At 60.9% G+C, this 24,135-nt stretch carries 22 protein-coding genes and 1 pseudogene; 11 read left to right on the forward strand and 12 right to left on the reverse strand.

Going from position 1 to position 24,135, the window contains the following annotated elements; all coding sequences use genetic code 11:
* The first annotated feature begins 124 nt into the window (after window positions 1–124).
* From coxB to MPC4_RS18015, 5 genes are read left to right on the forward strand one after another with little or no spacing between them, the layout of a single operon-like run.
* Window positions 125–1,078 (forward strand): cytochrome c oxidase subunit II, encoded by a 954-nt coding sequence (gene coxB / locus MPC4_RS17995; protein ID WP_174513735.1) that lies wholly within the window; start codon window positions 125–127, stop codon window positions 1,076–1,078.
* Between the two features lie 22 nt (window positions 1,079–1,100).
* Window positions 1,101–3,053: a cytochrome c oxidase subunit I gene (gene ctaD, locus MPC4_RS18000; RefSeq protein ID WP_174513736.1), complete on the forward strand. Its 1,953-nt coding sequence runs from the start codon at window positions 1,101–1,103 to the stop codon at window positions 3,051–3,053.
* Window positions 3,046–3,669 (forward strand): cytochrome c oxidase subunit 3, encoded by a 624-nt coding sequence (locus MPC4_RS18005; RefSeq protein ID WP_174513737.1) that lies wholly within the window; start codon window positions 3,046–3,048, stop codon window positions 3,667–3,669. The genes ctaD and MPC4_RS18005 overlap by 8 nt, the downstream gene beginning before the upstream one ends.
* A gap of 4 nt (window positions 3,670–3,673) precedes the next feature.
* Window positions 3,674–4,150 carry a hypothetical protein gene (locus MPC4_RS18010; RefSeq protein WP_174513738.1) on the forward strand — a complete coding sequence of 159 codons (477 nt, stop codon included), beginning with the start codon at window positions 3,674–3,676 and terminating at the stop codon, window positions 4,148–4,150.
* Window positions 4,138–4,515, forward strand: a complete 378-nt coding sequence (locus MPC4_RS18015; protein WP_174513739.1) for a c-type cytochrome — start codon at window positions 4,138–4,140, stop codon at window positions 4,513–4,515. The genes MPC4_RS18010 and MPC4_RS18015 overlap by 13 nt, the downstream gene beginning before the upstream one ends.
* Here MPC4_RS18015 and MPC4_RS18020 read toward each other — a convergent pair.
* The 6 genes from MPC4_RS18020 to MPC4_RS18045 all read right to left on the reverse strand — a co-directional run bounded on the left by MPC4_RS18020 (window position 4,494) and on the right by MPC4_RS18045 (window position 10,285).
* Window positions 4,494–5,309 carry a cytochrome c oxidase assembly protein gene (locus MPC4_RS18020; RefSeq protein WP_174513740.1) on the reverse strand — a complete coding sequence of 272 codons (816 nt, stop codon included), beginning with the start codon at window positions 5,307–5,309 and terminating at the stop codon, window positions 4,494–4,496. The two genes, MPC4_RS18015 and MPC4_RS18020, sit on opposite strands and share 22 nt — an antisense overlap.
* A 3-nt stretch (window positions 5,310–5,312) precedes the next feature.
* Entirely contained in the window at window positions 5,313–5,777 is a 465-nt protein-coding gene (locus MPC4_RS18025) for a c-type cytochrome (protein WP_174513741.1), read from the reverse strand.
* Entirely contained in the window at window positions 5,774–6,595 is an 822-nt protein-coding gene (locus MPC4_RS18030; protein ID WP_174513742.1) for a substrate-binding domain-containing protein, read from the reverse strand. The genes MPC4_RS18025 and MPC4_RS18030 overlap by 4 nt, the downstream gene beginning before the upstream one ends.
* A complete protein-coding gene (locus MPC4_RS18035) occupies window positions 6,576–8,324 on the reverse strand; it encodes a methanol/ethanol family PQQ-dependent dehydrogenase (protein WP_280514835.1) in 1,749 nt (582 codons plus the stop codon). Before MPC4_RS18035 ends, MPC4_RS18030 begins: the two co-directional genes overlap by 20 nt.
* Before the next feature lie 582 nt (window positions 8,325–8,906).
* A complete protein-coding gene (locus tag MPC4_RS18040; RefSeq protein WP_174513744.1) occupies window positions 8,907–9,311 on the reverse strand; it encodes a winged-helix domain-containing protein in 405 nt (134 codons plus the stop codon).
* 401 nt (window positions 9,312–9,712) lie between these two features.
* Window positions 9,713–10,285 (reverse strand): cysteine hydrolase family protein, encoded by a 573-nt coding sequence (locus MPC4_RS18045; protein WP_174513745.1) that lies wholly within the window; start codon window positions 10,283–10,285, stop codon window positions 9,713–9,715.
* Window positions 10,286–10,448: 163 nt separating this feature from the next.
* Here MPC4_RS18045 and MPC4_RS18050 point away from each other — a divergent pair, with 163 nt between their 5' ends.
* The 4 genes from MPC4_RS18050 to MPC4_RS18065 all read left to right on the forward strand — a co-directional run bounded on the left by MPC4_RS18050 (window position 10,449) and on the right by MPC4_RS18065 (window position 15,219).
* On the forward strand, window positions 10,449–11,516 hold the full coding sequence (locus MPC4_RS18050) for a GlxA family transcriptional regulator (RefSeq protein WP_174513746.1): 1,068 nt from the start codon (window positions 10,449–10,451) through the stop codon (window positions 11,514–11,516).
* A gap of 558 nt (window positions 11,517–12,074) precedes the next feature.
* Window positions 12,075–12,407 (forward strand): (2Fe-2S) ferredoxin domain-containing protein, encoded by a 333-nt coding sequence (locus MPC4_RS18055; protein ID WP_134492865.1) that lies wholly within the window; start codon window positions 12,075–12,077, stop codon window positions 12,405–12,407.
* Between the two features lie 63 nt (window positions 12,408–12,470).
* Window positions 12,471–14,063, forward strand: coding sequence for a flavin monoamine oxidase family protein (locus tag MPC4_RS18060; RefSeq protein WP_174513747.1), 1,593 nt, complete (start codon window positions 12,471–12,473; stop codon window positions 14,061–14,063).
* Between the two features lie 304 nt (window positions 14,064–14,367).
* Window positions 14,368–15,219, forward strand: a complete 852-nt coding sequence (locus MPC4_RS18065) for a PPK2 family polyphosphate kinase (protein WP_174513748.1) — start codon at window positions 14,368–14,370, stop codon at window positions 15,217–15,219.
* A 428-nt stretch (window positions 15,220–15,647) separates the two neighbouring features.
* Here MPC4_RS18065 and MPC4_RS18070 read toward each other — a convergent pair whose 3' ends face one another.
* Genes MPC4_RS18070 through MPC4_RS18085 form a run of 4 tightly spaced genes read right to left on the reverse strand, consistent with a single transcriptional unit; the run spans window position 15,648 to window position 20,165 of the window.
* A complete protein-coding gene (locus MPC4_RS18070) occupies window positions 15,648–16,319 on the reverse strand; it encodes a 3'-5' exonuclease (RefSeq protein WP_174513749.1) in 672 nt (223 codons plus the stop codon).
* Window position 16,320: 1 nt separating this feature from the next.
* Entirely contained in the window at window positions 16,321–18,126 is a 1,806-nt protein-coding gene (locus MPC4_RS18075) for a putative nucleotidyltransferase substrate binding domain-containing protein (RefSeq protein WP_244629099.1), read from the reverse strand.
* A 45-nt stretch (window positions 18,127–18,171) separates the two neighbouring features.
* Window positions 18,172–19,863 carry a cation acetate symporter gene (locus MPC4_RS18080; protein WP_174513750.1) on the reverse strand — a complete coding sequence of 564 codons (1,692 nt, stop codon included), beginning with the start codon at window positions 19,861–19,863 and terminating at the stop codon, window positions 18,172–18,174.
* Window positions 19,863–20,165, reverse strand: coding sequence for a DUF485 domain-containing protein (locus MPC4_RS18085; RefSeq protein WP_134492857.1), 303 nt, complete (start codon window positions 20,163–20,165; stop codon window positions 19,863–19,865). The genes MPC4_RS18080 and MPC4_RS18085 overlap by 1 nt, the downstream gene beginning before the upstream one ends.
* 678 nt (window positions 20,166–20,843) lie before the next feature.
* Here MPC4_RS18085 and MPC4_RS18090 point away from each other — a divergent pair.
* A pseudogene (locus MPC4_RS18090) lies at window positions 20,844–21,123 on the forward strand (DNA -binding domain-containing protein).
* 44 nt (window positions 21,124–21,167) lie between these two features.
* Entirely contained in the window at window positions 21,168–21,503 is a 336-nt protein-coding gene (locus MPC4_RS18095; protein ID WP_174513751.1) for a nitroreductase family protein, read from the forward strand.
* A gap of 212 nt (window positions 21,504–21,715) precedes the next feature.
* Here MPC4_RS18095 and polX read toward each other — a convergent pair whose 3' ends face one another.
* Both polX and MPC4_RS18105 read right to left on the reverse strand, forming a co-directional pair.
* A complete protein-coding gene (gene polX, locus MPC4_RS18100; RefSeq protein WP_174513752.1) occupies window positions 21,716–23,431 on the reverse strand; it encodes a DNA polymerase/3'-5' exonuclease PolX in 1,716 nt (571 codons plus the stop codon).
* Between the two features lie 93 nt (window positions 23,432–23,524).
* Complete coding sequence (locus tag MPC4_RS18105; RefSeq protein WP_174513753.1) at window positions 23,525–23,983, reverse strand: YbhB/YbcL family Raf kinase inhibitor-like protein; 459 nt, start codon at window positions 23,981–23,983, stop codon at window positions 23,525–23,527.
* Between the last annotated feature and the right edge of the window lie 152 nt (window positions 23,984–24,135).

The following is a 24,135-nucleotide window of genomic DNA, read 5'->3' on the forward strand; positions in this document are numbered from 1 at the left end:
ATTGAGCTCGTAACGCCGCGGCGCGCACCCCGTTCCCTCGCGTCCGCCGCATGAACCGGACAGTCCGGAACCAACCTCAAATGGCGACGTTTACCGCCGGATTTGATCACCAGGCGCCGGGCGCATGAGCGAATTTCCGCTGAACTATCTGACAGGATACGGCTCCGGCGCTTCCGCGATCGCGCCGTTAACGCGCGGTCTTATCGCTGTTTCGCTGGGCGTAATCATCATTATCAGCGCTCTGATTCTTTTCGCTATTTTCCGGCGGCGACCCATCGAACAGGCAGACCGGATTGTGCAGGCCAACACGCCGCTCAGCTGGATATACGCTGGCGCCGGGCTGACGGTGGCGGTGCTTGTTGGGCTGCTCGTGTGGACCCTGGCGACCATGGCCGCGGTGAACCGCTCGAATAGGGCGCCGGCGATCGACCTCGAGGTGACGGCGCGGCAATGGTGGTGGGAGATTCGCTACCTCGACAAGGACGCCTTCCGCATCTTCACCACAGCCAATGAAATACATATTCCGGTCGGCGAAGCCGTCCGAATTCGCTTGCGGGGCGGTGATGTCATTCATTCGTTCTGGGCGCCCGCCCTGAATGGCAAAACAGATATGATCCCCGGTCATATTAACGTGACCTGGCTACGGGCCGATAGACCCGGGGTCTACCGCGGACAGTGCGCCGAATATTGCGGAAAGCAACACGCCCATATGGCGTTTACCGTGGTCGCTGAAAGCCGCGACAGTTTCGACGCATGGCGCGCCAGGCAGGTGAAGGGAAAAGCGCCGCTCGCGTCTGAGCCGGCGGCGATCGCGGATGGCCGAAAGGCGTTTCAGAGCCATTGCTCCGTCTGCCATACCGTCCGCGGCTCCCTGGCGGGAGGCGCGGTTGGGCCAGATCTGACGCATCTGATGAGCAGAGCCGCCATCGCGGCTGGAGCTCTGCCCAATACGCCCGGAGCGCTGGCCGGCTGGATCGCAGATCCGCAGCACATCAAACCTGGGGCCAAGATGCCGAGGCTCGACATGTCGGGCGCGCAGCTTCATGCGGTGACAACTTATCTCGCGACCCTGAACTGAGCAAAATGCGGAAGGACGCTGCATGGTCGATCAAGAGAGAGTGATCCGGTTGCCGGCTCTCGTTGCGCCCTCTCCCGAACTCGAAGGCCGTTTGCATGCGCTGTGGGAAACCGCGCCGGGCTGGCGCGGCATTTTCGTCACTGTCGATCATAAGGAAATCGGCCTGCGCTATATCGTGACCGCCTTCGCGTTTTTGATTGCGGGGGGTCTCGAGGCGCTCGCCATGCGCCTGCAATTGGCGGGCCCCAATCTACGGCTGCTGACGCCGGAACAGTATGACGAACTCTTCACCATGCATGGCGTGTCGATGATTTTCCTCTACGCAATGCCTATCCTCTCGGGCTTTAGCAATTATCTCTGGCCATTGCTGCTTGGCTCGCGCGATATGGCGTTTCCGCGCGTCAACGCGCTCTCGTATTGGACTTTTCTCTTCTCCGGTCTTTTCATTTATGCGAGTTTTGTGCTTGGCGTCGCCCCGAACGCCGGCTGGTTCAATTACGCGCCCTATGCGGAAAAAGCCGCAAATCCGGGGGTCAATATCGACTTCTATGCCCTGGGGATGATCTTCCTCGGCATTTCGACGACGGTCGGCGCCATTAATTTTGTGGTGACGATCATGCGCACGAGGGCTCCCGGCATGTCGATCAATCGATTGCCGATCATCGTGTGGGGAACGCTGACCGCGTCAGTCGCGAACATCCTCGTCGTCCCGAGCGTCAGCCTCGCTTTCCTGATGCTCTGGCTCGATCGCAATTTCGGGTCGCATTTCTTCACGGAGGGCAATGGCGGACAACCGCTACTCTGGCAGCATCTCTTCTGGATGTTCGGCCATCCCTGGGTCTACGCCGTCGTGTTGCCGGCCATGGGCTTCGTCTCGGACGGCTTGCCTATCTTCTGCCGCCGGCCGCTGGTCGGCTACACGCTGGTCGCCCTGTCGACCGTCGCCACCATGGCGCTCGGCTTTGGCGTCTGGGTGCACCACATGTTCGCGACTGGCATTTCGAGCATGGCTCTTGCGTTCTTTAGCAGCGTATCTTTCGTCATCACCGTACCGAGCGCCATCGCCGTTTTTTGCTGGATCGCCACCATATGGACGGGGCGCCCCCAGGCAACCGCGGCGTTCCATTTCTACGCGGGCACGATCGCGCTTTTCGTCATCGGCGGCGTCAGCGGCGTGATGACGGCGTCGGCTCCCGTCGATTGGCAACTCACAGACACTTATTTCATTGTCGCCCATCTGCATTATACGCTGATTGGCATCAACGTCTTTCCTGTCATCGGCGCGTTTTACACCTGGCTACCGAAAATGACGGGACGCATGCTCGACGAGCGATTGGGCAAATGGAATTTCTGGCTGATGTTCATCGGCTTCAACCTCGCCTTTTTCCCAATGCATATTTCGGGTCTTCTCGGAATGCCCCGGCGAGTCTACACCTACCCGGCCGACATGGCCTGGTCCTCGCTCAATCTGATTACGACGATTGGATCGTTCCTTTTCGCGTTCGGCATTCTTCTCTTTATCATCAACGTGTTTGTGAGCCTGCGCCGGAGGGCCGTCGCCGGCGCCAACCCCTGGGACGCGGGCACGCTCGAATGGCTGACGCCTTCGCCTCCGCCGCCCTATAATTTCGCCGTCATTCCGCAAGTGGGCAGCCGTCATCCTTTGTGGGAGGATCGCCTCGGCGACCCCGGCGCGTCGATCCTCGATCGCGGCCTTGCTCTGGATGATGGGCGTGAGATCGTCGCGACAACAGTCCTCGATGGCGAACCCGACCGCGTGCTGCGGATGCCGGGGGACAGCTGGCTGCCGTTCCTTCTCGGCGTTGCAACCACTTTTGTCTTCATCGGTTTGCTGGCGCATGTCTGGGCGCTCGCAGCAGGAGCGACGCTTGCCTGCGCTGTTGTTCTCATCGTCTGGCTGCAGCCAAATCCGGCGCCGCCGCTGATCATCACCGGAGAGGCTGAGCATGTCTGAGATTGCGCTCGGAGCCAACGGCGCCGGACCTGTGGCGATCAAAGGCGTCTCCGGCGTCGACCCGAACGGTCGCGCGTCAGGCTGGTACGGAGCGTGGCTGATCGTCGCGACGGAAGGCTCGCTCTTCGCCTATGTGCTCTTCGGCTACTGCTATGCCTTACTTCAGTCAGCCGAAAAATGGCCCCTGGACGGCTTGCCGCCGCTCGCTTTGGCGAGCGCAAGCACGATCGTTCTGATCGCCAGCAGCGCCGCTTTGGCATGGGGCCAGCGGTGCGTCGCAACCGGCGCGACGGACCGGCTGGTCCAGGCGCTGGCGCTGACGCTTGCCTTGGGCGTAATCTTCGTCGGTCTTCAGTCCCGTGACTGGCTGCACCAAAGCGCGACAATTTCGGCTGACGCCTATCATTCATTCTATGTGCTGACGACCGGGTTAGACATCGTCCATGCGACCGCCGGCGTCATCGCGCTGGCGGCGCTGCTGGTCTGGGCGCTACTGGGCAGCTTCGATGCAAACCGCGGCGACGCCGTCTCCATCGTCGCCATATATTGGCATTTCATCGTCATCGTCTGGCTTTTCATTTTCGCAACGTTCTTTCTCGTGCCCTATTTGAGGTGACGGCATGGCGCAAGATCAACTCGCCGCGTCCGACATAAGTCATCCAGCTCCCGCGCGCGGTGAGGCAGAGATTGTGGCTCTCGCCTTTGGCCTCATGGGCGCGCCGCTCATCTGGGCCCTGCATCTTCTGGTTAATGTCAGCGTCGCGGGTCAGGCTTGCGCCGGAGCAGAGCCGCGCCTTGACGCGGCGATGACGCCCGGCGCCAGCCAGGCTTTCCTGCTGGCGGTCGACGGACTGGCCTGTGCCGTCGCGCTCGCAGCTTTGTTCGTTTCCTATCGCGCCTGGCTCGCGACGCGCCGTGAAAACGCCACCAAACAGCCCAGACAGAGCGGCGCGACTGCTGCGCAGCATACCACCGAGATCGGCGAGGGGCGCACCCGGTTTATAGCCCTTGGGGGCATTTTGATGAGCAGTCTGTTTCTGATCGCGATCCTTTTTGACTCGCTCGCGGCTCTTGCAGGACCATCATGCGGAAAATAGCTCCTCAACGCGCTTTGCGGATTGGCGTCACGCTCGGCATCGCGTTTGCCTGCTCCGGATGTGACGTTGCGCGTTCAGATTCCAAAACTGAAGCGAGACAGGGCGCCGCTCTGATTTCAAGCCTTGGCTGCGGATACTGTCATTCGATCCCCGGCATTGACGGCGCCGACGCAAATGTCGGGCCGCCGCTCGACCACATCGGCTCACGCGTCTATGTCGCTGGCGTCTTGCGCAATACGCCCGAAAATCTGCAAAGCTGGGTACGGCATCCTCAAGCTGTCGTTCCTGGAAACGCCATGCCTGATCTTCCGATGAGCGAAGCCTCCGCAAGAAAAATCGTCGCCTATCTCGAAACGCTGCGATAGAAGTCCGCCGGACGTTGCTCCGCATTGCGCATCGTCGCGGCGATGGCGCCGATCACATGAATTGTCAGGATCAAGCCGAACGGCAGCCACATAAAAAGACCGCCCAGTTGCTGATCCTCAAGCGGCGAAAGGCCGAACGCCTGCGTTGTCGTGAAATGCACGGTGAAGAGCGCGCACGGCGCGAAAGCGAGCAAGGCTCCGATGCCGGTCATCTGTAAGGCTGTGAAGAGGCTCGCAGCGAGAGCCGCGCCGGGATTTCGTGAGCGATCGCGCAACAGACAGCGCCACAACAACACGCTCGTCACGAGAAGGCTGATCTCCATCAACCAATAGACGACGTGGCTACGCAGCGCGGCGTCGTAGGCCGCAGGCGTATGCCAGAGCCACAGCGCCAGCGCGAACAGCAGCGGCGCAGCTATGATTTCAGATTGCGTCAATCGGCGGCCGTCGCGACCGAAGGCGCGCGCCACGAGAATATCAGCGCCGCCAATAACGAGGAGCGGCGCGGCGATCAGCGCCAGCACCATATGCTGACCGATGCGGGCGGAAAAAAGCGCGACGCCGAGGTTGCACAAAGGAGAAATGAACGCCGCGACAAGAAAGATCCAGCCGGCCGCGAAGGCGATCGGGTGAAGTGAAAGCTTTGCGCGCTCTGATGGTTTGAGGATCCAAAACGCCAGCGCATAGGCGCAGGCGCCGGCAGCCAGGATCGCGAGCAGGACGGGATCAAAATTCCACTTGATCGATCCAGGCGTCGGCGCGACGCCGCAATAAGGGATATAGTGCTGCGTCACGGCCTATTTCTCCGTTGGGTGATCAGCCATATATTTGACGAAGGCTGCGATTTCCCAGACTTGCTCCATAGGCAGCAGGCCGCGGAAAGTCGGCATGCCATTTGGCCGGCCCTCGACAATCGTGGAGGCGATATTCTCGACGCTTCCGCCGTAGATCCAGTTCTTTTTCATGAGGGGCGGACCCATGCCGCCGCCGCCGTTGGAATGGCAGCCCGAGCAGTTCATGGCCTGGAAAAGCTGCCTTCCGGCCTCGATATGTTGAGCACTTTTGGCATATTCCTCGCCGATCTTGCTGACGCCGGTCACGACCTGTCCGCCGGCCGGCGCGAAACCGCCAAGAGAAACTGCCGGCAAGGCGGCGGAGTCTGCGCTCGTGCTTCCGGCCGCGCCCTGATCCTGAGCGCTGGATGAATAGGACAGGGCGCACGCTAATCCAAACGATAAGGCGAAAAGGCCTGTTCTATTCATGGCGCCGCCTCAGCTTTTTGGCTTGGGATAGCAAAGCGCGGAACGTGATAGTCCGCGAGAATGGCGTCCATGTCGGCTCGCCGCCGGATCATCGCGGCCTCGAGCTCCGCGGCCAACGCCTCATCAGACTTGCGCACGCCCATGGCGATGTCGAAGCTCATCGGAAGCGGGACGCGGGCGTCGGCGACAGGGGTCACGCGCAACGGCGTCGGCTGCTTGCTGGCGAACCAGCCCGCCTGGGGGCCCCAGACGATCGCAACGTCGATATCGCCTTTCGTCACCGCGCTGACGATGTCCTGCAGAGGAGCCGCTTCGGCATAGTCTCCATAGACCATGAAGCCTCGAATATTCGAGACGATGCCACGATCGCCGAGCTCATGAGCCGGCGGCGTGTTCACTCCATCGTTGCCTGTGAGCTGCACGCCGATTTTCAGATGGGCGAGGCTTGGGTCGTCAAAGCTTGTGATCGGAGGACGGTCCTCGCGCGTGACGAAGACATAGCCCGACCGATAATAGGGCTTTGTGGTGCGCAGCATGTGCATGCCGGCGGGGATGCCGATAACCACATCGCAGGCGTTCGCGTTCAACGTATTGCGTAAAAACCCGCGCCTTTGGGCAAACCAGAAATAGCTGAGATCGGCGCCAATGTCAGAGGCGATCACTTGCGCGATCTTGTTCTCGAACCCCGCGCCCTTGACGTCGGAGTATGGCAAATTATTGGGATCGGCGCACACACGCAGCTCGCGCCCCTGAGCCGCCGCTGAAACCGCGGTAAATGTCACCGCCGCGGCGAGGATCTTAAGGAAGCGCGAAGACATAGAGCATGCCTCCCTTCGTCGTCACCTCCGGCAAATCCTTCATGGCGTTGACGAAGCCGAGAGCGGCGGTGCCATCCATCTTGTTGAGGCCGCCGGCGACGATCGCGCCGGACCAGCCGCCGACGCCCGACAGAACGGCGACATACTGCTTCCCGTCGGGACCGCGATAGGTGACGGGCTGGCTAATGATTCCAGAGCCGGTTTTGAACTGCCAAAGCAATTCGCCAGTATTGGCGTTCACCGCTTTGAACCAACCCTCCATGGTCCCATAAAAAGCGACATCGCCCGCCGTGACGACAGTGCCGCTCCAGACAGGAAACCGCTCCTTGATCGCCCAGACTTTCTTGCCTTTAAGGATGTCCCATGCGGCGTATTCGCCGCGATTGCCGCCGGGACCGGCCTTCATATGAACATTGGCGCCGACATAGGGCGTGCCTTCTATATAGCCGACGTCCAGCTCTTCCGTGTCGAAGCAGAGGTTGTTGTGCGGGATATAGAGAAGGCCCGTCTTGTGAGAAAAGGCTGTGGGCTGCCAGTCCTTCGCACCGGGTGGCGCCGGGCAGATATCCCTGACCGTCTCTCCTGTCTTCGGGCGTTTGGCCTCGACATATTGAAGGCGGCCGGTCTTCAGATCGACCCCGGTCGTGCTTGTGATCGCCTGGAAAGGCTCGGCCGACAAGACCTCGCCATTAGTGCGGTCAATGACGTAGACATAGCCATTGCGGTCGGGATGGACGAGCACCTTTCGCGGCTGCCCTTTCCAAATGAGATCAAGCAGAATCTCTTCATTTACGCCATCATAGTCGTAGAGGTCATGTGGACTATATTGGTAGAACCAGCGCGCTTGACCCGTGTCCGCATCGCGCGCAAAAATGCCCGAGGTCCATTTGTTGTCCCCCGGCCGGATCGTCGAGTTCCAGGGGCCAGGATTGGACACGCCATAATAGATCAGGTTGAGATCTGGATCATAGGACGCCCAGCCCCAAACCGAGCCGCCGCCGTGCCGCCACATGTCGGCGGGCCAGGTTGTTACTCCGAGATCCTTTCCCTTCTCGGAGTCATAGAAGGGCTTGAATTCGGAGCCTATCAACACATCAGAATCGGGGCCGGTATTGTAGGCGCGCCAAAGAATTTTTCCGGTCTTCACGTCGAGCGCCGCGGCCCAGCCCCGTACGCCCATTTCCCCGCCTGAGTCGCCAACGAGGACCTTATCTCTGGCGAGCAGAGGCGCCATCGTCATGGTCTCGCCTTTGTTAATCTCGCCCATCTTGGTGCGCCAAACCTCCTGACCCGTGTCCGCAGCGACGGCGACTGTATAATCGTCAAGCGTATTGTAGATCAGCTTGCCGTCGGCAAAGACCGCGCCCCGATTGACCACATCGCAGCACGCGACCCCCTGCGAGGCGCGGCTTGGCTTTGGATCGTAGCGCCACTTCAACGCGCCATCATTCTTCAGATCCAGCGCAAACAACGTATTCGGATAAGGCGCTACGATATACATGGTGTCGCCAACGACGAGCGGAGCGGATTCGACGCCCCTGTCCGTTCCGGTCGAAAATGTAAAGGCGACCTTCAAATCCTTGACGTTTTGAGCGTTGATCTGATCGAGGGAGCTGTAACGCGTGCTGGCGACGTCCTTCGCCGGCATGGTCCATTGACCGTCCTGGTCCGCCTTGGCAAAGGACGGGGGCGTCTGCGCCGAGGCGCACCAAAGCGTCAACGTGCTCATCAGCCCTGAAGCGAGGACTCTAAAAGCCCACCTGGCGCGACCAGTCATTGCAATCATCCGCTAAGCTCTACACCGATCCTTAAAAGCGGATCGCTCCGGATTGGTTCCGAGATCACGTTTAAGTGGCTTAGCGGCGGCCGCCGAATAGCGAACGGTTGGCAGGCGCAAGAATTTCAAGGAGCCGCGAAAGATTGCGCCGGGCTTTGCGTCGGCGAAGATGTGGCCGCTCGCCGGATTGCCATGGGGCCGCTCTGGCCTATGGCTAGCCCTTCCGGGTCAGACTCCTCGATTTTTCCGCGCGGACCAAGCCGCGCGAAGGCCGCACCGAGGTCGGCGACTGCCTGTGAGATCTACGGGCGGGGCGCCAGCGGGGGTGCTACTATCAACCGCCCGCTTTCCTCTTCGTCGGCGATGAAGCAGCGCCTGCGATCGGCGCGGGCGCCGCGCCGCCGGCTCAAGCCACAGCCTGAGCGACGCGCGGTTCCGCCGGCGCCCAGACCATCGCCCAAGACAATGGCCACGGCTTCGTTCAGAAGCCGCACCCCATCAAAGCTGAGCCGTCAGCACATTGCCCGGGCGCTTTTAAGCGCTCGCCTGCCGAGAGCGGGACTTGGGCGGCGTCCACTGGCCATCCGCGTTCTTGACGAGTCCGCGCTTTTTCAGCGCCTGAAGCGCAAAGGACACCGTTCTGTTGCTGATATCCCGGCCTGTGGCCTTGATATGCTCGGCGATCTCGGCGGCCGAAAGGGCGCCATGCTGCTCAAGCACCGCAGCAATCGCAGAGCCTATCGTCTGGCGCGCCTCAGCCGGCTCGTTCGCCTTTTTCGAAACGCGCTTTGGCTTTGGCTCCGGCTCGGGCGCCTGTTTTGCCCTTCGCGCCGCTGGCTTTTCGAGAGCTTGCAGCTCACGTTCGGCAATACGCAGGTCGACGATCTTCGTCTCAAGTTCAGCGATTTTTTCGCGGATGCGTTCGAGTGCAGTGTCCATTGACGCCTTGCAAATGTTAATAGGGGTTGACTGGGTTAGTTTTGCAACCTGGCCGAGAGAGTCGATGCTCGATCCTCACATACACCGGGAAGGCCCTTCAGCTTTATGGTTCAACCGCGCCTACCATAGGACACTTCGGCGCGGCGACACCGTTAGTCGCACAGTTTTGCTTCCGAATCTATAGGGCATTGCAAATCTACAGTATTACCAGCTCCTCTTAACCCGTTTGATGATCGGAGCCGGGCGCCTCGGCTCCATCTACTTCGCGCGCGAGCCGCAAATCTGCGCCAGGGGCGCCCGCAACAGGGTCAGGCGGCAGCCCCGAAAAAGAGCAACTAATGCTTCGCTGTCCTTGTCTTCTTCAGGGCGTGATGTTGACGGTGGTCTTCACGACGACGGCGTCAGGCGACCTTCGGCTGGATTTTTGATGCATCAAGATATTCGTCGGTGGACCGCAATGTGGCGTAAGCAAAGCCGAGCGCCGCCATGAACGCCGCGTGGACCTCCGCCGCCGGCGCATGCACGCCGTCGAACTCGAGATCCCGCGTGGCGCAGGCGTCATGCACCACCGTGACCTGATAACCGAAGTCGCTGGCCGCGCGGGCGGCGGCGTCGATGCACATGTGGCTCATGGCGCCGCAGATCACGACCTCCGTGACGCCGTTTCGGTCCAGGGTCTCTTTGAGATCCGTCCCGCGGAATGCGTTGACCTGATGCTTCAGCGCCACATGCTCGCCAGCGAGATTGCGCGCCTTCGGGTGAACCTGCGCGCCTTCGGAGCCGGGGGTGAAGAAGGGCGCGTCATCGGTTGCAAATTCGTGGCGGATGTGGATGACAAGATCGCCCGCGGCGCGCGCGGAGGCGATCAACCGGGCGGCGTTGTCCGCCGCCGCCTCAATGCCGCTCAGCGGCCATTTCCCGGCGGGAAAATAGTCATTCTGAATGTCGACGACCACAAGAGCGCGTTTGGTCATGCGCCTATCCTTTCCTTAACTGCGAAGGCCCTTGCCCTCGCGATGGAAGGGATACGTCGATGCGCCCATTGCGCCGATTGGCGGAAGTGACATTATTGAGGCTGAAACCGACAAATAACGCACGGGCGCCAGCCGCGGCGTCGGCTGTTGCAACGGAGAAGCCATGCGAAAACACAAAGACAAAGAGGCGTCGTCATTCCCCGCGATCACGACGCGCGGCGGCAGCGGCGATCCGGTCGAGATCGGCCTTCTCCTTTATCCCGGCGCGCAGCTCGCCGCCGTGTACGGATTGACCGATCTGTTTGGCATCGCAAACAGACTCGCTGAGGGGCATGGCGGCGACGCGACCGCGCTTCGGATCAGCCATTGGCGACTGGACGCGGCGCACGCTTGCGTCGAAAGCGCCTTTGACACGCATCCTCAGCTTGATAGCCGTCCCGCTGTGATCATTGCGCCGCCGAGTCTCGCCGAGCCGCCGGAACGGGACGCAACGGCGCGCCTCGCTCTGTGGCTCGCCGAACAGCACCGCGGGGGAGCCACGCTCTGCTCGATCTGCGCGGGCGCCTTTCTTCTCGCCGAGACTGGCCTTCTTGCCGGACGTTTGGCGACGACGCATTGGAGCCACGCCGAGACGTTGGCGCAACGCTTCCCCGACATCCATGTCAATGCGGACAAGCTGATCGTCGATGACGGCGACATTATCACCGCGGCCGGCCTCATGGCCTGGACCGACCTCGGCCTGAAGCTGGTCGACAGGCTGCTCGGGCCAACAATCATGATCGAGACGGCGCGATTTCTTTTGGTCGATCCGGCCGGACGCGAGCAGCGGTACTACAGCAGCTTCTCGCCGAAGCTTCGTCATGGCGACGAGGCTATTTTGAAGACGCAGCACTGGCTGCAGGCGCAAGGGGCGCAGCCGCGCCATGTGTCGCTAAAGGCGATGGCGGCGCGGGCCGGGCTTGAGGAGCGCACTTTTTTGCGCCGCTTCCACAAGGCGACGGGGCTTAAGCCTACCGAATATTGCCAGCATTTGCGCGTTGGCAGGGCGCGCGAAATGCTCGAATTCACGAGCCGGCGGTTTGACGAAATCGCCTTCGCCGTAGGCTATGACGACGCGAGCGCCTTCCGCAAAGTATTCCTCAAAGTGATGGGGCTGACGCCCGCGGATTATCGGCGACGGTTCAGCATAGCCGCCGGCGTCGGGAGCCCATTCCGTGACGAGCGGCAGTAAAAGCGGGGCGGCGCTTTCATGCCCGCTCTCGGCGTATTTTCAGGCGGGTTTATCGGCGCGCCGTTTAATGATGATGGTCATACGGTTTTCTTTTGTGTCGTAAACGCGAGGCGCATTCGACCCTCGGTCCCGGCGGTTGCGCATCGTCGAGGTGACGACGAAGCATTGCAAACGCAAAAGAGCCGCTGCTTTGCTCGCCTGAAGAGCGTCGTCCGGCGGACCTCGACAGAGCATGCGAGACGCCGGACGCGCGCATATGAGTCTGCCCGTTTTGTCATAAAGCGGCCAAGAGCCACGGCTGGCCATTTGTGTGCTTTGGCGCCAAAGCCGCGACTCTTCGTCATCCGGCTGCGATAGCGAAATCGTTAAGAAAGTCCCTTCCCAGCGCCCGAGTCGCCGCCGCCGACCGCAAAATCTGCGCGTCACGCCCTCATTTTCGGGGATTTTCTCGTTTTTGTCCGAAACAGAGCAGACAACGATCGATGACGCCTGAATCCGTCGGCACAGGATTTGAATAATTCCAGGAACACCGCTTCCACCGCCATCCGGGATGGATTCATGTCGCTCGATCTACCGATTGTCTTCAAATACCACGTCTTTGCCTGTTTCACGAAACGACCGCCCGGCCATCCGCGTGGCAGCTGCATGGACAGCGGCGCGCAGCCGTTGTGGGAGCGCCTCCAGCAAAAGGTCGAGGCAAAGCAGCTGTCCGACGTCAATGTGACCGCATCCGGCTGTCTCAGCTTCTGCCGCGCAGGTCCCTTGATGGTCGTCTATCCCGAGGGGATCTGGTATCACCCGGAAAAGATTGAGGACATCGACGAAATCATCCAATCGCATTTCGTCGAAGGCAACCCGGTCGAGCGTTTGATCATCGTGCCGAAGCGGTGATTCGAACCACGGTGAGCACGATATTTCGGCCGGAAGGTACGAAAAGCGACAAAGAGGTTCGGTATGCTGGATACGGCCATCGTCGGCGGAGGCTTGTGCGGGTTAGCGCTTGCCGCTGGTTTGCAGTCGCAGGCGCGCTCGTTCGCTTTGTTCGAGGCGCGCTCAAGGCTTGGCGGACGGGTGCTCTCGGTCGCCTCGAAAAAGGCCGGCATGCGGCTCGACCTCGGCCCGACCTGGCACTGGCCGGACACTCAGCCTGGAATGGTCAAATTGATCGCCGACCTCGGGCTCGTCAGTTTCCCGCAGCATGATTCCGGAACGGTCTTTCGGCTGAACGACTTTGAAAAGAAAGCGGAGCCGAGCGAGAATGAAAGCGTGCACGCGGGCGCGCGGCGCGTCGAAGGCGGCATGGCTTCAATCATAGAAGCGCTCGCGCGGAAAATCCCGGCGGACCGGCTGCGTCTTGATCATGCGGTTTCAGCGATCGTCGATCGCGGCGACCATGTCGAGTTGCACATCCGGCAGGGCGACGCGCTGACCGTCGTCGAAGCCCGCCGCGTCGTCCTCGCCCTGCCTCCCCGCCTCGCCGAGGAGAAGATCCGCTTCGAGCCGGGCCTCGACGATCATGTGATCGCCGCCATGCGCGAAACCTATACCTGGATGGCCGGCGAGGCGAAGGCGGTCATCGTTTATGACCGGCCGCTGTGGCGCGAGGCGGGCCAGTCGGGCAACGCCTTCGTTACGCATGGACAGGCGGTGTTTCGGGAGATCTTCGACGCGTGCGATGGCGCGGGTTCGAGCGCGGCGCTCGGCGGCTTTCTCGCGCTGTCGCCGTCTTTGCGGGAGACCTTCAAGGTCGGCTTGCCGATGCTGATGGGCAATCAGATCGGCCAGATCTTCGGTCCCGAATTCGAACATGGCGAGCAGCATTATCAGGACTGGGCGCTGGAAGAATATACCTGCTCCCGCCGCGACCTGGTTCCACCGGACGACCATCCCCACTACGGCAATCCGTCTTTGCGGCAGGCGGCCTGGGACGGAAAGCTCTTCTTCGGCGGCTCCGAGACGGCGAGCTATGCCGGCGGCTATATGGAGGGGGCGCTCGACTCCGCCCGCCGCCTTCTGCGCGATATTGGCAGTTTCGCGCCCGCCGACAATACACAAAATCACGTGAAGGCGATGGGGTCCAACGCCGAAGGCATTGCCGAATTCGGCCGGTGGGTGGCCGGGCGGCAAGCAAAGCTTCTCGAAATCTACCGCAAGCATCTCAACGCCATGCTGGCGAGCGCCGACAAGGAGATTGTCACGCAGCGCGCCGTGGTCGCCAGCATAGAGCAAATTTTCAGCGAGGCGCTCTTGCAACTCGAGGACCTTCCCTTCGATATGAGCTCCGTCGCGGTGGAGCGCGGCCGCTCCGCGATGACGCCCGAAGCGCTCAGGACGTTCGAGGGGTTCATCCAGGGTCTCATGGATTGCGTCCTTGAGTTCAACCGCACCTCCTGCGCGCTGTCGAATTTTCCGGGTGAGGACAAACCCTCCAAAGATTATGTGCAGGCAATGTTGCGCGACATCGCGGCGGCATGGAAGGAATTCTGCCTCTCCGTCAACGCATATTTCCTCCGCAGAACGCCGGCGCGCGGCGCCGCGACACACTGAGGCGGACTTCGCCGCCGCGGACGCCCGGCCTTTGAGATTTCGCTGTGTCACGCCAGCGCGGCGCCTGCTGCGGAACCGTAGGCGTAGCGTTTGGGGCCTAATTCTCGCCGTTCGCACTCGTCACCGCGCTAAGATCAGACCTTCAAAAGGATCGCAAAGCCAGGCAAGATAGCCCCGAGCGATGTCTGCAATGACGAATCAAGCAGCTCGCAAGGCTCAAAACGTCGAAGCTCGTTCGGGGAGGTCCATTTCTCCCTTTCGCCCATATGCGCCAGCCATTCGCTCGAAAACAAACGGGGCAAGTATGGATTATCGTGATCTTTTTTTTGTCGATCCGGACAAAACACTGAAGCTCAAGGACGTCGATCCCGCCTATAAGGGACATCATGAAACGGCCGAAGCGGCGGCCGCGGACACGGCGCGGTACCAGAGCGAACTCATGAGCCGTCAGTCGCTGCTCTACGCCGAAAAGAATCACTCGGTTCTGATCGTCCTGCAAGCGCTCGACGCCGGGGGCAAGGACGGCACGGTGAACCACGTCTTCGCAGCCTTCAACCCGCAGGGCGCCAATGTCACAGGCTTCAAGCAGCCGACGCCGCTCGAACTCGCGCATGATTTTTTATGGCGCGTCCATCCCCATGCGCCCGCCAAAGGCGAAATCGCGATCTTCAACCGTTCCCACTACGAAGATGTTCTCGTCACCCGCGTGCACAAACTGATCGACAAGCCGACCTTGACGGCGCGCTACGCCCGCATTCGCGAATTCGAAAAAGGGCTCGCCGAGGCCGGGACAACGATCCTGAAATTCTTTCTACATATCAGCAAGGAAGAACAACTCGCCCGTTTCGCCGAGCGCCTCGATGATCCGGAGCGGAACTGGAAGATAAGCGAGTCCGACTATGCCGAGCGCGCGCTGTGGGACGATTACACGATCGCCTTCGAGGAAGCGCTCAGCGCAACCAGCACGCGCCATGCGCCCTGGTTCGTCATCCCCGCCAACCATAAATGGTTTCGCAATCTCGCGGTGTCCCAGATCGTCGCCGACACCATGGACGATCTTCATATGTCGTATCCGAAACCGACCGTCGATCTCGCCGACATCCGTCGTAAATATCATGCCGCCGAAAAGGCCGAAAAGAAACAACAGACAAACTGAAGAATATGGCCGGCTTCCCGCGCTGGACGGCGTTGGCGTTATGACGGGGCCCGGCCCGGCGATCTTGCTTAACTATTCGCCGCCAGCCGCATGGTGCGATAAGCGGCGGCGAGAGGCGTCCGAGACCGCCGCTCTCAAGTTTCAGCTCGCCGATGGCGAGGGCCCGGTCGGGCCATGATCCGTCCCGGTTGCGCCGCAGAGGATGATCGGCGCCGATCCCGGCGGTCCTGACGACGAGGATCTCCTGAACGCTCGGGATCGAGGCATAGGCCCAGGACATTGGCAGAGGTTTCTGCCTGATTGCTCGGAGAGAGGATTTCGATCAGCAGCACGGGGATCGGCCAGAGCGCTTTCCTCGACTTCATAATGGCAGATAAGCACTGAGTGGGGCATTGGCGGCGCCCGCTCCCCTCCCGCTGTCGCGGATTCTATCCGAGCGGCGCCTCCGTGCCTCTCGTGACGCGCGATCTTGGGATGCGAACCCCCCTCTCCTTAAAATCGCGCAGCTTCAGATAGATCATCGCGGTCATGAGCGCATCGTTGAACGCGTCATGCTGATCGAGCGCCGGCAGGTCGAGGTCGCTCAGGATCGCGGAGAATGAAAGGTCAATGATCGCGCCTGCCGGCGCGTCACCGTATTTGCGCTCATAGTAGAGCTTGGAAACCTCGATGAGCGGGTTCGGCAGTTCGATGCCGATCAGTCCAAGCATATATTTGTCGATCATTCGGACGTCGAATTCGACATAATATCCAACCAGCGGTCGGCCGCCTATAAAGCGCAGAAACTCCGGGATGATCTTCTCTATCCGCTTGCCCGCCTCGACGTCCGCCTCGCGAAGGCGGTGCACCTTGATCGCATCTGCGCGCATGCGCGCCTCCGGCCGCACGACCGCCTCGAACCGTTCGCTCGTCAGGATGCGGGCGCCTTTTATGCGAATTGCGGCAATGGTGATGATGTCGTCGCGGCGACAGTCGAGCCCTGTGGTCTCGCAGTCGAAAGCGACGACTTCGTCAATGGGTCCGGGAGCGAACATGAAGCGGTAGGATTGGTCGCCGAGGCTGATCTGATGGAAGAGGCGCTTCAGCGCACGGAGAATCATGTCAGAACATGCCAAGGTTAAAGCGCCGGCGGACGACATCGCGAAACTGCTTCACGACACGGAACGCGTCACGCAGCAGATCTCGCTGCAGGCTTGAAAGCTCCGCCGGTCGCACCAGCGCGCTCGATGCGCCTGTGGCGGCAAGCTGGGCGTCAAGGCGCAGCGTCATGAGGAAATACAGGGACTGAGTCAGTTCGCGACCAAGGTCGCGGCTGATCAGGCCAAGTTCGACGAGCCGTTGAATGCGCTCGCCGGTGCCGGTTTCAGTCAGCCCGCGTTCCAGCGCAAGACTGCGCACGCCATGCACAATAGGGAAAATGCCGCCCTTCTTCAGATCGACGGCGTCGCCGTGGCCGTCCAGCGTCAGCAGATTATTGAAGAATCCGATCGGCATCGGAAAGGCTTCGATCGCACGGGCGAAATGCGCCAGATAGGCGCTGTTTTCGCGCGTCGCCGCGATCAGTTGGGCCTTGGCCTCCGCCAAAAGCTCGGCGTTGCCCGCAACAGCGGCGGCGTCATAGAAGATCGCGACGTTCATATGGGCGTTTTCGTCGGGAAGCGCGACCCAGCGCCGGAATGCCGCGAGATAGTCGGCAAGCGTGCGCGACCACGCCGGATTGCGCACCATCACATTGCCCAGACAAGGCGAGAAGCCAAAGCCTTCCAGCGCCGCGGTGAAATCGCAGCGAAACGCTTCAAGCAGGCGCTCATCCACTGGCTCGGCCAGGATCAGAGCGTTGTCCTGATCGGTGCGCGCCGTCTGCTCGCCGCGCCCCTCGCTGCCCATAACCACAAGACAACCGCGAGCGCGGATAGGCGCCGGGGCAAGAATATCGAACACTTTAGCAAACAGGCGCCGGTTGAGATCCGAGACGATTTCCGCGACCACCTCGATTTTGACCCCTTGACGTCGCAGCAGGCGAACCTGACCGCCGATTTCACGGGATGCGATGGTGAGGTCCGCAAGTGTGAGCGCCCTGTCGATCCGCTGCGCGACTAACTGCGCATTGCCGGTCACGAAACTGAGAAGCTCGATATCTTCGAGAATGCCAATGTAGGCCGCGCCGTCGTGAACCGCGACGCGGCGCTTGTTGCTTTTTGTCATCAGGATCAACGCCGAATAGACAAAATCATCCGGGGAAAGGGAGACCACGTCAAAGTGCGTGATCGGTCCGACCGGCGCTTCGATGGGCATGCGGTTCAACACAACAGCTTTGGAGAGATTCATTCCGGTCAGGATGCCGGTCCGTGCGCCGTCGCGCACGAATAGCGCATTGGTGTTGATCTCCCGCATGCGATGGCCGGCCGCCTCGATCGTATCGGTTGCATCAATGAAGGATGCGGGATGCAACTTCATGTCCGACACGCGCGCGCGCATCAGCGTGCCGACGCGGCTGTCCTCCTCATCCCGCGCCATCGCATCGAGCTTGCGCGAAATTTCAAGATAGAAAAACGCCGCGAAACGCGGGTTGCTCTGAATAAGGCCGAGCGCCGCCTTTCCAGGCAGCAGGTAGCACAGCGTCTCCTCCCGCGCGAGGAACTCGTGGCTCGCCCGCCCTTGAACGAGAGCGCGGCTGTCAAAGGAATCCTTTGGCCCGAGAAGGGAAAGAACCTCCCGGCCGGCGCGTTCCTCTACGACGCCTTTGATAATGACATAGAGCGCCTCGGATGGTTCGCCCTGGGCGATGATCGTCTCGCCGGGGCGGAAATAGGCGATGTCGAGGGCGCGGCGTACTTCCTCGATTTCCTGCGACGTCAGGCGATCGAACGGCGGGTTCTGCTCGTCAAAGGCGTTCGGCAAACTCATGCGCTCCGGACGCGAAATGAGCCGTGTCCGGAGCTCTCCTTCTTGTCAATGCGCCGACGCTTTGGTCGCGCCGATGCCGGTCTGGCAACGAACAAATTGAGCGTCAAACCCGGCGCGGTCGATCTGTGCGCGCTTGCTGTGGTCAAGCACCGAGAACAGCCAGATGCCGACGAAGGCGATGGTCATCGAAAACAGCGCGGGGTTTTCATACGGAGATGGCGCTGATCCTTTCGGGTTGCCAAACGTCACCTCCCAGACAGCCGGTGAAAGCACGACCAGGACGACGGCCGAGGTCAAGCCGAGGAAGCCGCCGATGAGGGCGCCGCGCGTCGTCAGCCCTCGCCAGAACATCGACAACAGCAGCACCGGGAAATTGCAGGAGGCGGCTATACAAAACGCCAGGCCGACCATGAAGGCCACGTTCTGCTTTTCGAACACGATGCCAAGCACAATGGCAAGGACGCCAAGGCACACCGTGGCGATCTTCGACACCCGCATTTCTTCCTGCTCATTGGCGCGACCCTTGCGGATGACGGTCGCGAACAAGTCATGACTGATCGCCGACGCGCCAGCCAGCGCGAGGCCGGATACAACGGCGAGGATAGTGGCGAAAGCGACCGCGGAGATGAAGCCAAGGAAGAGGCTTCCGCCGACCGCATCCGCAAGATGAATGGCCGCCATGTTCGAGCCGCCCTTGATCGCGGCGATCGGTCCCTTGACCGCGGCGATCGCGGTGTCGAGGAACGCCGGATCAGTCGCAACGAGGCAGATCGCGCCGAAACCGATGATAAAGGTGAGGATGTAGAAATAGCCAATGAAGCCCGTCGCCACAAACACAGATTTGCGCGCGGCCTTGGCGTCGGAGACCGTGAAGAAGCGCATGAGAATGTGCGGCAATCCAGCGGTGCCGAAGATCAGCGCGAGCCCAAGCGAGATCGCCGAGATCGGATTGGATACGAGGCTGCCGGGCGCCATGATGGCGAGATGCTTCGGGTGCACTTCGACAGCCTTCGCGAACAGCGCTTCGAGGCTGAAGCCAAACTTCCATAAGACGGCGAACGCCATGAAACTGGCGCCCGACAGCAGCAGGACAGCCTTAATGATCTGCACCCAGGTCGTTGCGAGCATTCCGCCAAAGGTGACATAGACAATCATCAGCACCCCGACGATCACGACCGCCATCCAATAGTCGAGGCCAAACAAAATCTGAATCAGTTTACCGGCCCCGACCATCTGGGCGATCAAATAGAACGCCACAGTGACGAGCGAGCCGCAGGCGGCGAGGATTCGAATCGGCGTTTGCCCCAGACGGAACGACGCGACGTCGGCAAATGTATATTTGCCGAGATTGCGCAGCGGTTCGGCGATCAGGAACGTTACAATCGGCCAGCCGACCAGGAACCCTACAGAGTAGATCAGCCCGTCATAGCCGGAAAGATAGACAAGGCCCGAGATGCCAAGGAATGAGGCGGCCGACATGTAGTCGCCGGCGATCGCGATGCCATTCTGAAACCCGGTGATGCCGCCGCCGGCGGAATAGAACTGGGCGGCGGATTTCGTCTGTTTGGCCGCCCAATAGGTAATGCCAAGAGTAAGGCAAACAAAGAGCACAAACATCGCAATGGCTGACCAGTTGGTCGCCTGCTTAGCGCCCCCTTCGACCGCTCCCGCGGCATGCGCGAGGACCGGGAGGAGCGCGAGAATTGCGGCGGCGGGGAGAGCGTACAACGGGCGCATCAGCGTGACTCCTCGACGATGTCACGAACGAGACCGTCGTAAGTCGCGTTGGCTCGCCGAACATAGACTCCGACAAGAACGAACGCTGAAACGATTACGCCGAGGCCGATCGGAATCCCGATTGTCATAACTCCGGCGCCGATAGGCGTGCCAAGAAATTTGGGCTCGTAAGCGATCAGCAATATGAACCCGAAATAAATCACCAACATGACCGCTGAGAGAGACCAGCCGAACGTTGAGCGCCGCCTGACGAGTTCAATATATTTCGGATTTCGTTGGATGGATTCGTAGCCCTGCGCCATGCTGTTCCCCTCCCGCTTCTGGCGTCCATTGTCTGGACTGCTGGACTCTCGCCCTTCGTCCGCCACATTGCGCTAATAAAGCGCCTTTCGCAATCCTCCACATCGCAAAGCGGTCAACCCGCTTTGGACGCGACGGGTCCGCCAAAACTCCTTAGCGACAGGCGTTGATAATCAGCGCGACCAGTTCGGAAACTCACACGCTCAAACCCCGCTTTCTGAGGAGATTTTATCGAGGCGCGCTAGGCCGATCGGCCCAGTCGCCTCGCTGCCTAGTTCCAGGGCGATCGTGGTGCATTGACCAGGATCAACGCGCCTACCGTCATCAATAAGGTCTTCTCCCTTTGACAGCTGCCTATGAAAAAGACGCGTATTCGCTTCATGCTGCTCAAAGCTAAGGGCTATGGTGCAAAATTTCCGTGAGAGCACAGCGGAACGGCAAGGGATGATCCGACTCATGCGGCAGGCGCCCGGTGGTCTTTGATGCGAAGCCTTCCGAGCTTGAACTGACTTTTTCTGATCCGGTGCATGAGTTCGATACCAGCGAGGGTGATCCGAGGCGTTTCGGAACCACCAGGGTGATGCAGGCTCTCCATCACGCGATGCGCAGTTCGGGTCTATTCCCGGCATCGCAATACGCCTAATCTGAAGTTCCCAAGGTTTCCTTGACTCGTTCACGCGATGCAGCAGCCTCCGCTCGACCCTGACATGCCTGACGAAGCACCGACGGCCTCGGTGCTAACGGGCTATGACGAACAGCGTCTGGTGACCTATCTTCGTCTCCTCGACGCCGAGGAAGACGGTGCAGATTGGAAAGAGGTCGCGCGGATCGTATTGCACCGGGATCCAGAGCGCGAGCCCGGCCGGGACTCGGCACGCCTGGGAAACCCACCTGGCCCGGGCGCGGTGGATGACCGAGCACGGGTACCGACATCTGCACCAGGGCGGCGCACCGCACTGAGTCTAACCAAGGCTCACTTGCTGAACATCCGGTCCACGGCCCCCATGCCGGCGCATCTCTGTGAAAGACTAGCAGACCCGGACTTCCACATCTTCTACCACGCGCCGACCCTGATCGTGATCTCGGCCATCGCGCAGGGACCATGGATTGTCGAGGACTGTGCGCTGGCAGCTGAAAACCTCATGCTCGCTGCTCACGGTGCCGGCTTCGGCTCTTGCTGGATCGGGCTCGCGCAGGCCTGGTTCGGCACGCCGAAGGGAAAGGAAACAATTGGCGTTCCAGAACCCCATGTCCCTGTGGCCCCGATCATCGTCGGTCGCCCAAGGACTCCCGCGCCGGCCGTTCCACGAAAAGCGCCCGAAGTTCGTTGGATCAGTTAAATCGCTTCGCAACGCCGCAGACGCAAGGCGCGGCGACGGTTGAGTTCGCGCCATTTCGTTGCAGATTGCGTCGATCCCGCGCGAGGGCGCTTGAGCGCAGCTTGTGAGACTCAGCTATCGCGTTCGCTTGCGGTTTATTGTTCGGGTCGCGATCTGAGGTCGTAGCGCTGAAGGACTTGTCTTTGCTGCCGCCGCGTCCGTGGTGCGACCAGTCAGTGTTTGAGGAGCTTTTTCAGTTCGCCCAGCGGCCGCGTATTGATGACGTCGCCAGACTCGAGCCAGCCGCGGCGCGCCTGGTCGACGCCAAACCGCATATATCCGAGCGCCGCGGTCGTGTGAGCGTCGGTCGAGATCGCGACTTTGACGCCCATCGATTTCGCGGCTTGAGCGTGCACATCTGTCAGATCCAGCCGCTCCGGCTCAGCATTCACCTCGAGGTGGCAACCGCGCTCACGCGCCGCAGCGATGACGCGCTCCATATCGACGTCATAGGGCTCCCGCTCTCCAATCAATCGGCCGGTCGGATGCGCCAGGATCGACATGTTCCGGTTGTCCATCGCGCGTATGATCCGCTCCGTCTGAGACTGGCGGGAGAGATCGAACTTATAATGGACGGCGGCAACAACGACATCAAGACGAGACAGGATTTTATCTGGAAGATCAAGGCGACCATCCGCCAAAATATCGACCTCGACGCCTTTGAGCACGACGAAGCCCTCGAGTTCGTCGTTGAGGCGATCAACTTCGTCAATTTGCCGCGAAAGCCGCGCAGGATCGAGGCCATGAGCGATGGTTACGCGCTGGCTGTGGTCCGTGATCGCCATATAGGCGTAGCCGCGCTCTCTGGCTGCTGCGGCCATGTCGGCAATGGGAACCGTGCCGTCGCTCCACTCCGAATGGACGTGAAGATCGCCGCGAATGTCGGAGAGCGACACGAGCTTGGGCAGCCGTTTCTTCTTTGCCAGCACGACTTCGCCCCGGTCCTCGCGCAGCTCCAGTGGGACGAAGGCGAGGTCGAGCTTCCCATAGACGTCTTCCTCTGTCGCACCGGCGATCCGCCGCTCGCCGTCGAAAAGACCATATTCATTGAGTTTCCAACCGCGCTCATTGGCGAGAGCGCGGCGCGCGATATTGTGCGCCTTGGAGCCGGTAAAATACATCAGAGCCGCGCCGTAACTCTGTTCCGGAACGACGCGGAGGTCGACCTGGAGGCCGGAGCGAAGCACGACGGTGGTCCGCGTCGGCCCGTGGGCGAGGACGTTCGCCACGTTCTCATATTTTGAGAGCCTGTCTCCGACAGCCGCATTGCGGTGCGCGGCGACAAGAATATCCAGATCCCCGACCGTGTCGCGACGCCGGCGATAGCTGCCCGCCACTACGACCCGAGCTTTGTCCAACCCCGGGCGCAGGAAGCTGACAAGCGCTTCCGCCTCCGCCTCGGCCATTGCGAGTTTAAACCTCTTCTGGCTCGGGGGCTTGGCGAGCGCGGCAAGGAGCTTCGCCTCGCTCTTTGGGCCGAAGCCCCGGAGCTCGCGGAGACGCCCCGCCTTGGCGGCGCGATAAAGATCTTCGATCGAGCGAACGCCGAGCTTGTCGTAGAGAAGCTTGACGCGTTTCGGACCGAGACCGGGCAAGGCGGCTATCTCGCCCAGATCGCCGGGCAACTCGTCCTTCAAGGATTCGAGGAGATCGAATTTTCCGGTTGTGACGATGGCCGCAATCTTACCGGCCAAATCTTTGCCGATGCCGGGCAATTCCGAGAGATCTTCCCCTGCTTTCAGAAGACTCGTAACGCTTTTAGGCAATCCTTCAATGAGGCGCGCGGCTCGGCGGTATGCCCTGCTGCGAAAAGGGTTATCGCCCTTGATCTCCAGTAGCTCGGCCGCTTGGTCGAACAACGCCGCAATCTCGGCATTCTGCACCGGCATCGATCCTGTTCCCTATCTTTCAGGAAGGCGCGTAAGCAGCGGATCCGGCGACACAGCCTGGAAAACCCTCGTGAACGAAACCGATCTTACTGATCATCGCTGGTACATTCCCACGAGGATTGTTTCCGCAAGAAGATGTTTGCGCGCCTCTCGTTCGACATCCCGGCAGGATGGATTCCTGCGCACTGGCAGATGGTCGATTGAGAGCGCAAGCAGCCGGAAATGGTAATGATGCGGCCCATGGCCGCGTGGTGGGCAGGGGCCGCCGTAATCCGATCGGCCGAAGTCGTTAAGCGCCTGTTTTGAGCTATCCTCGCCTCCGGCCCGACCAGCGCCCTCGGGGAGCGCTGCACGATCGGCAGGAAGATCGTAAGCCGCCCAGTGACGCCAAATCCCTGCCGGGGCATCGGGGTCGTCGCAGAGAAGGACAAAACTGCGAGTTCCTTCCGGCGCATCAGTCCAATGGAGCGGCGGGGACACGTCTTCGCCCGCACAGGTAAAACGCCGCGGGATAGCGCTACCGTCGAAAAAGGCGCTCGATCTGAGTTGCATGGATTCGTCTCCCACGCTCTAAGGCCGCGCCGCGGCCGCCGCGCGTTCCGCATCCGCCACCACCTTCAGCGCGCCGATCAGGCTGGATGGATTGACGCTTATGGAATCAATTCCCCAGCCGACCAGAGCGGCGGCGATCTCGGGATAGTTTG

The organism is Methylocella tundrae (assembly GCF_901905185.1).
GTDB lineage: Bacteria > Pseudomonadota > Alphaproteobacteria > Rhizobiales > Beijerinckiaceae > Methylocapsa > Methylocapsa tundrae.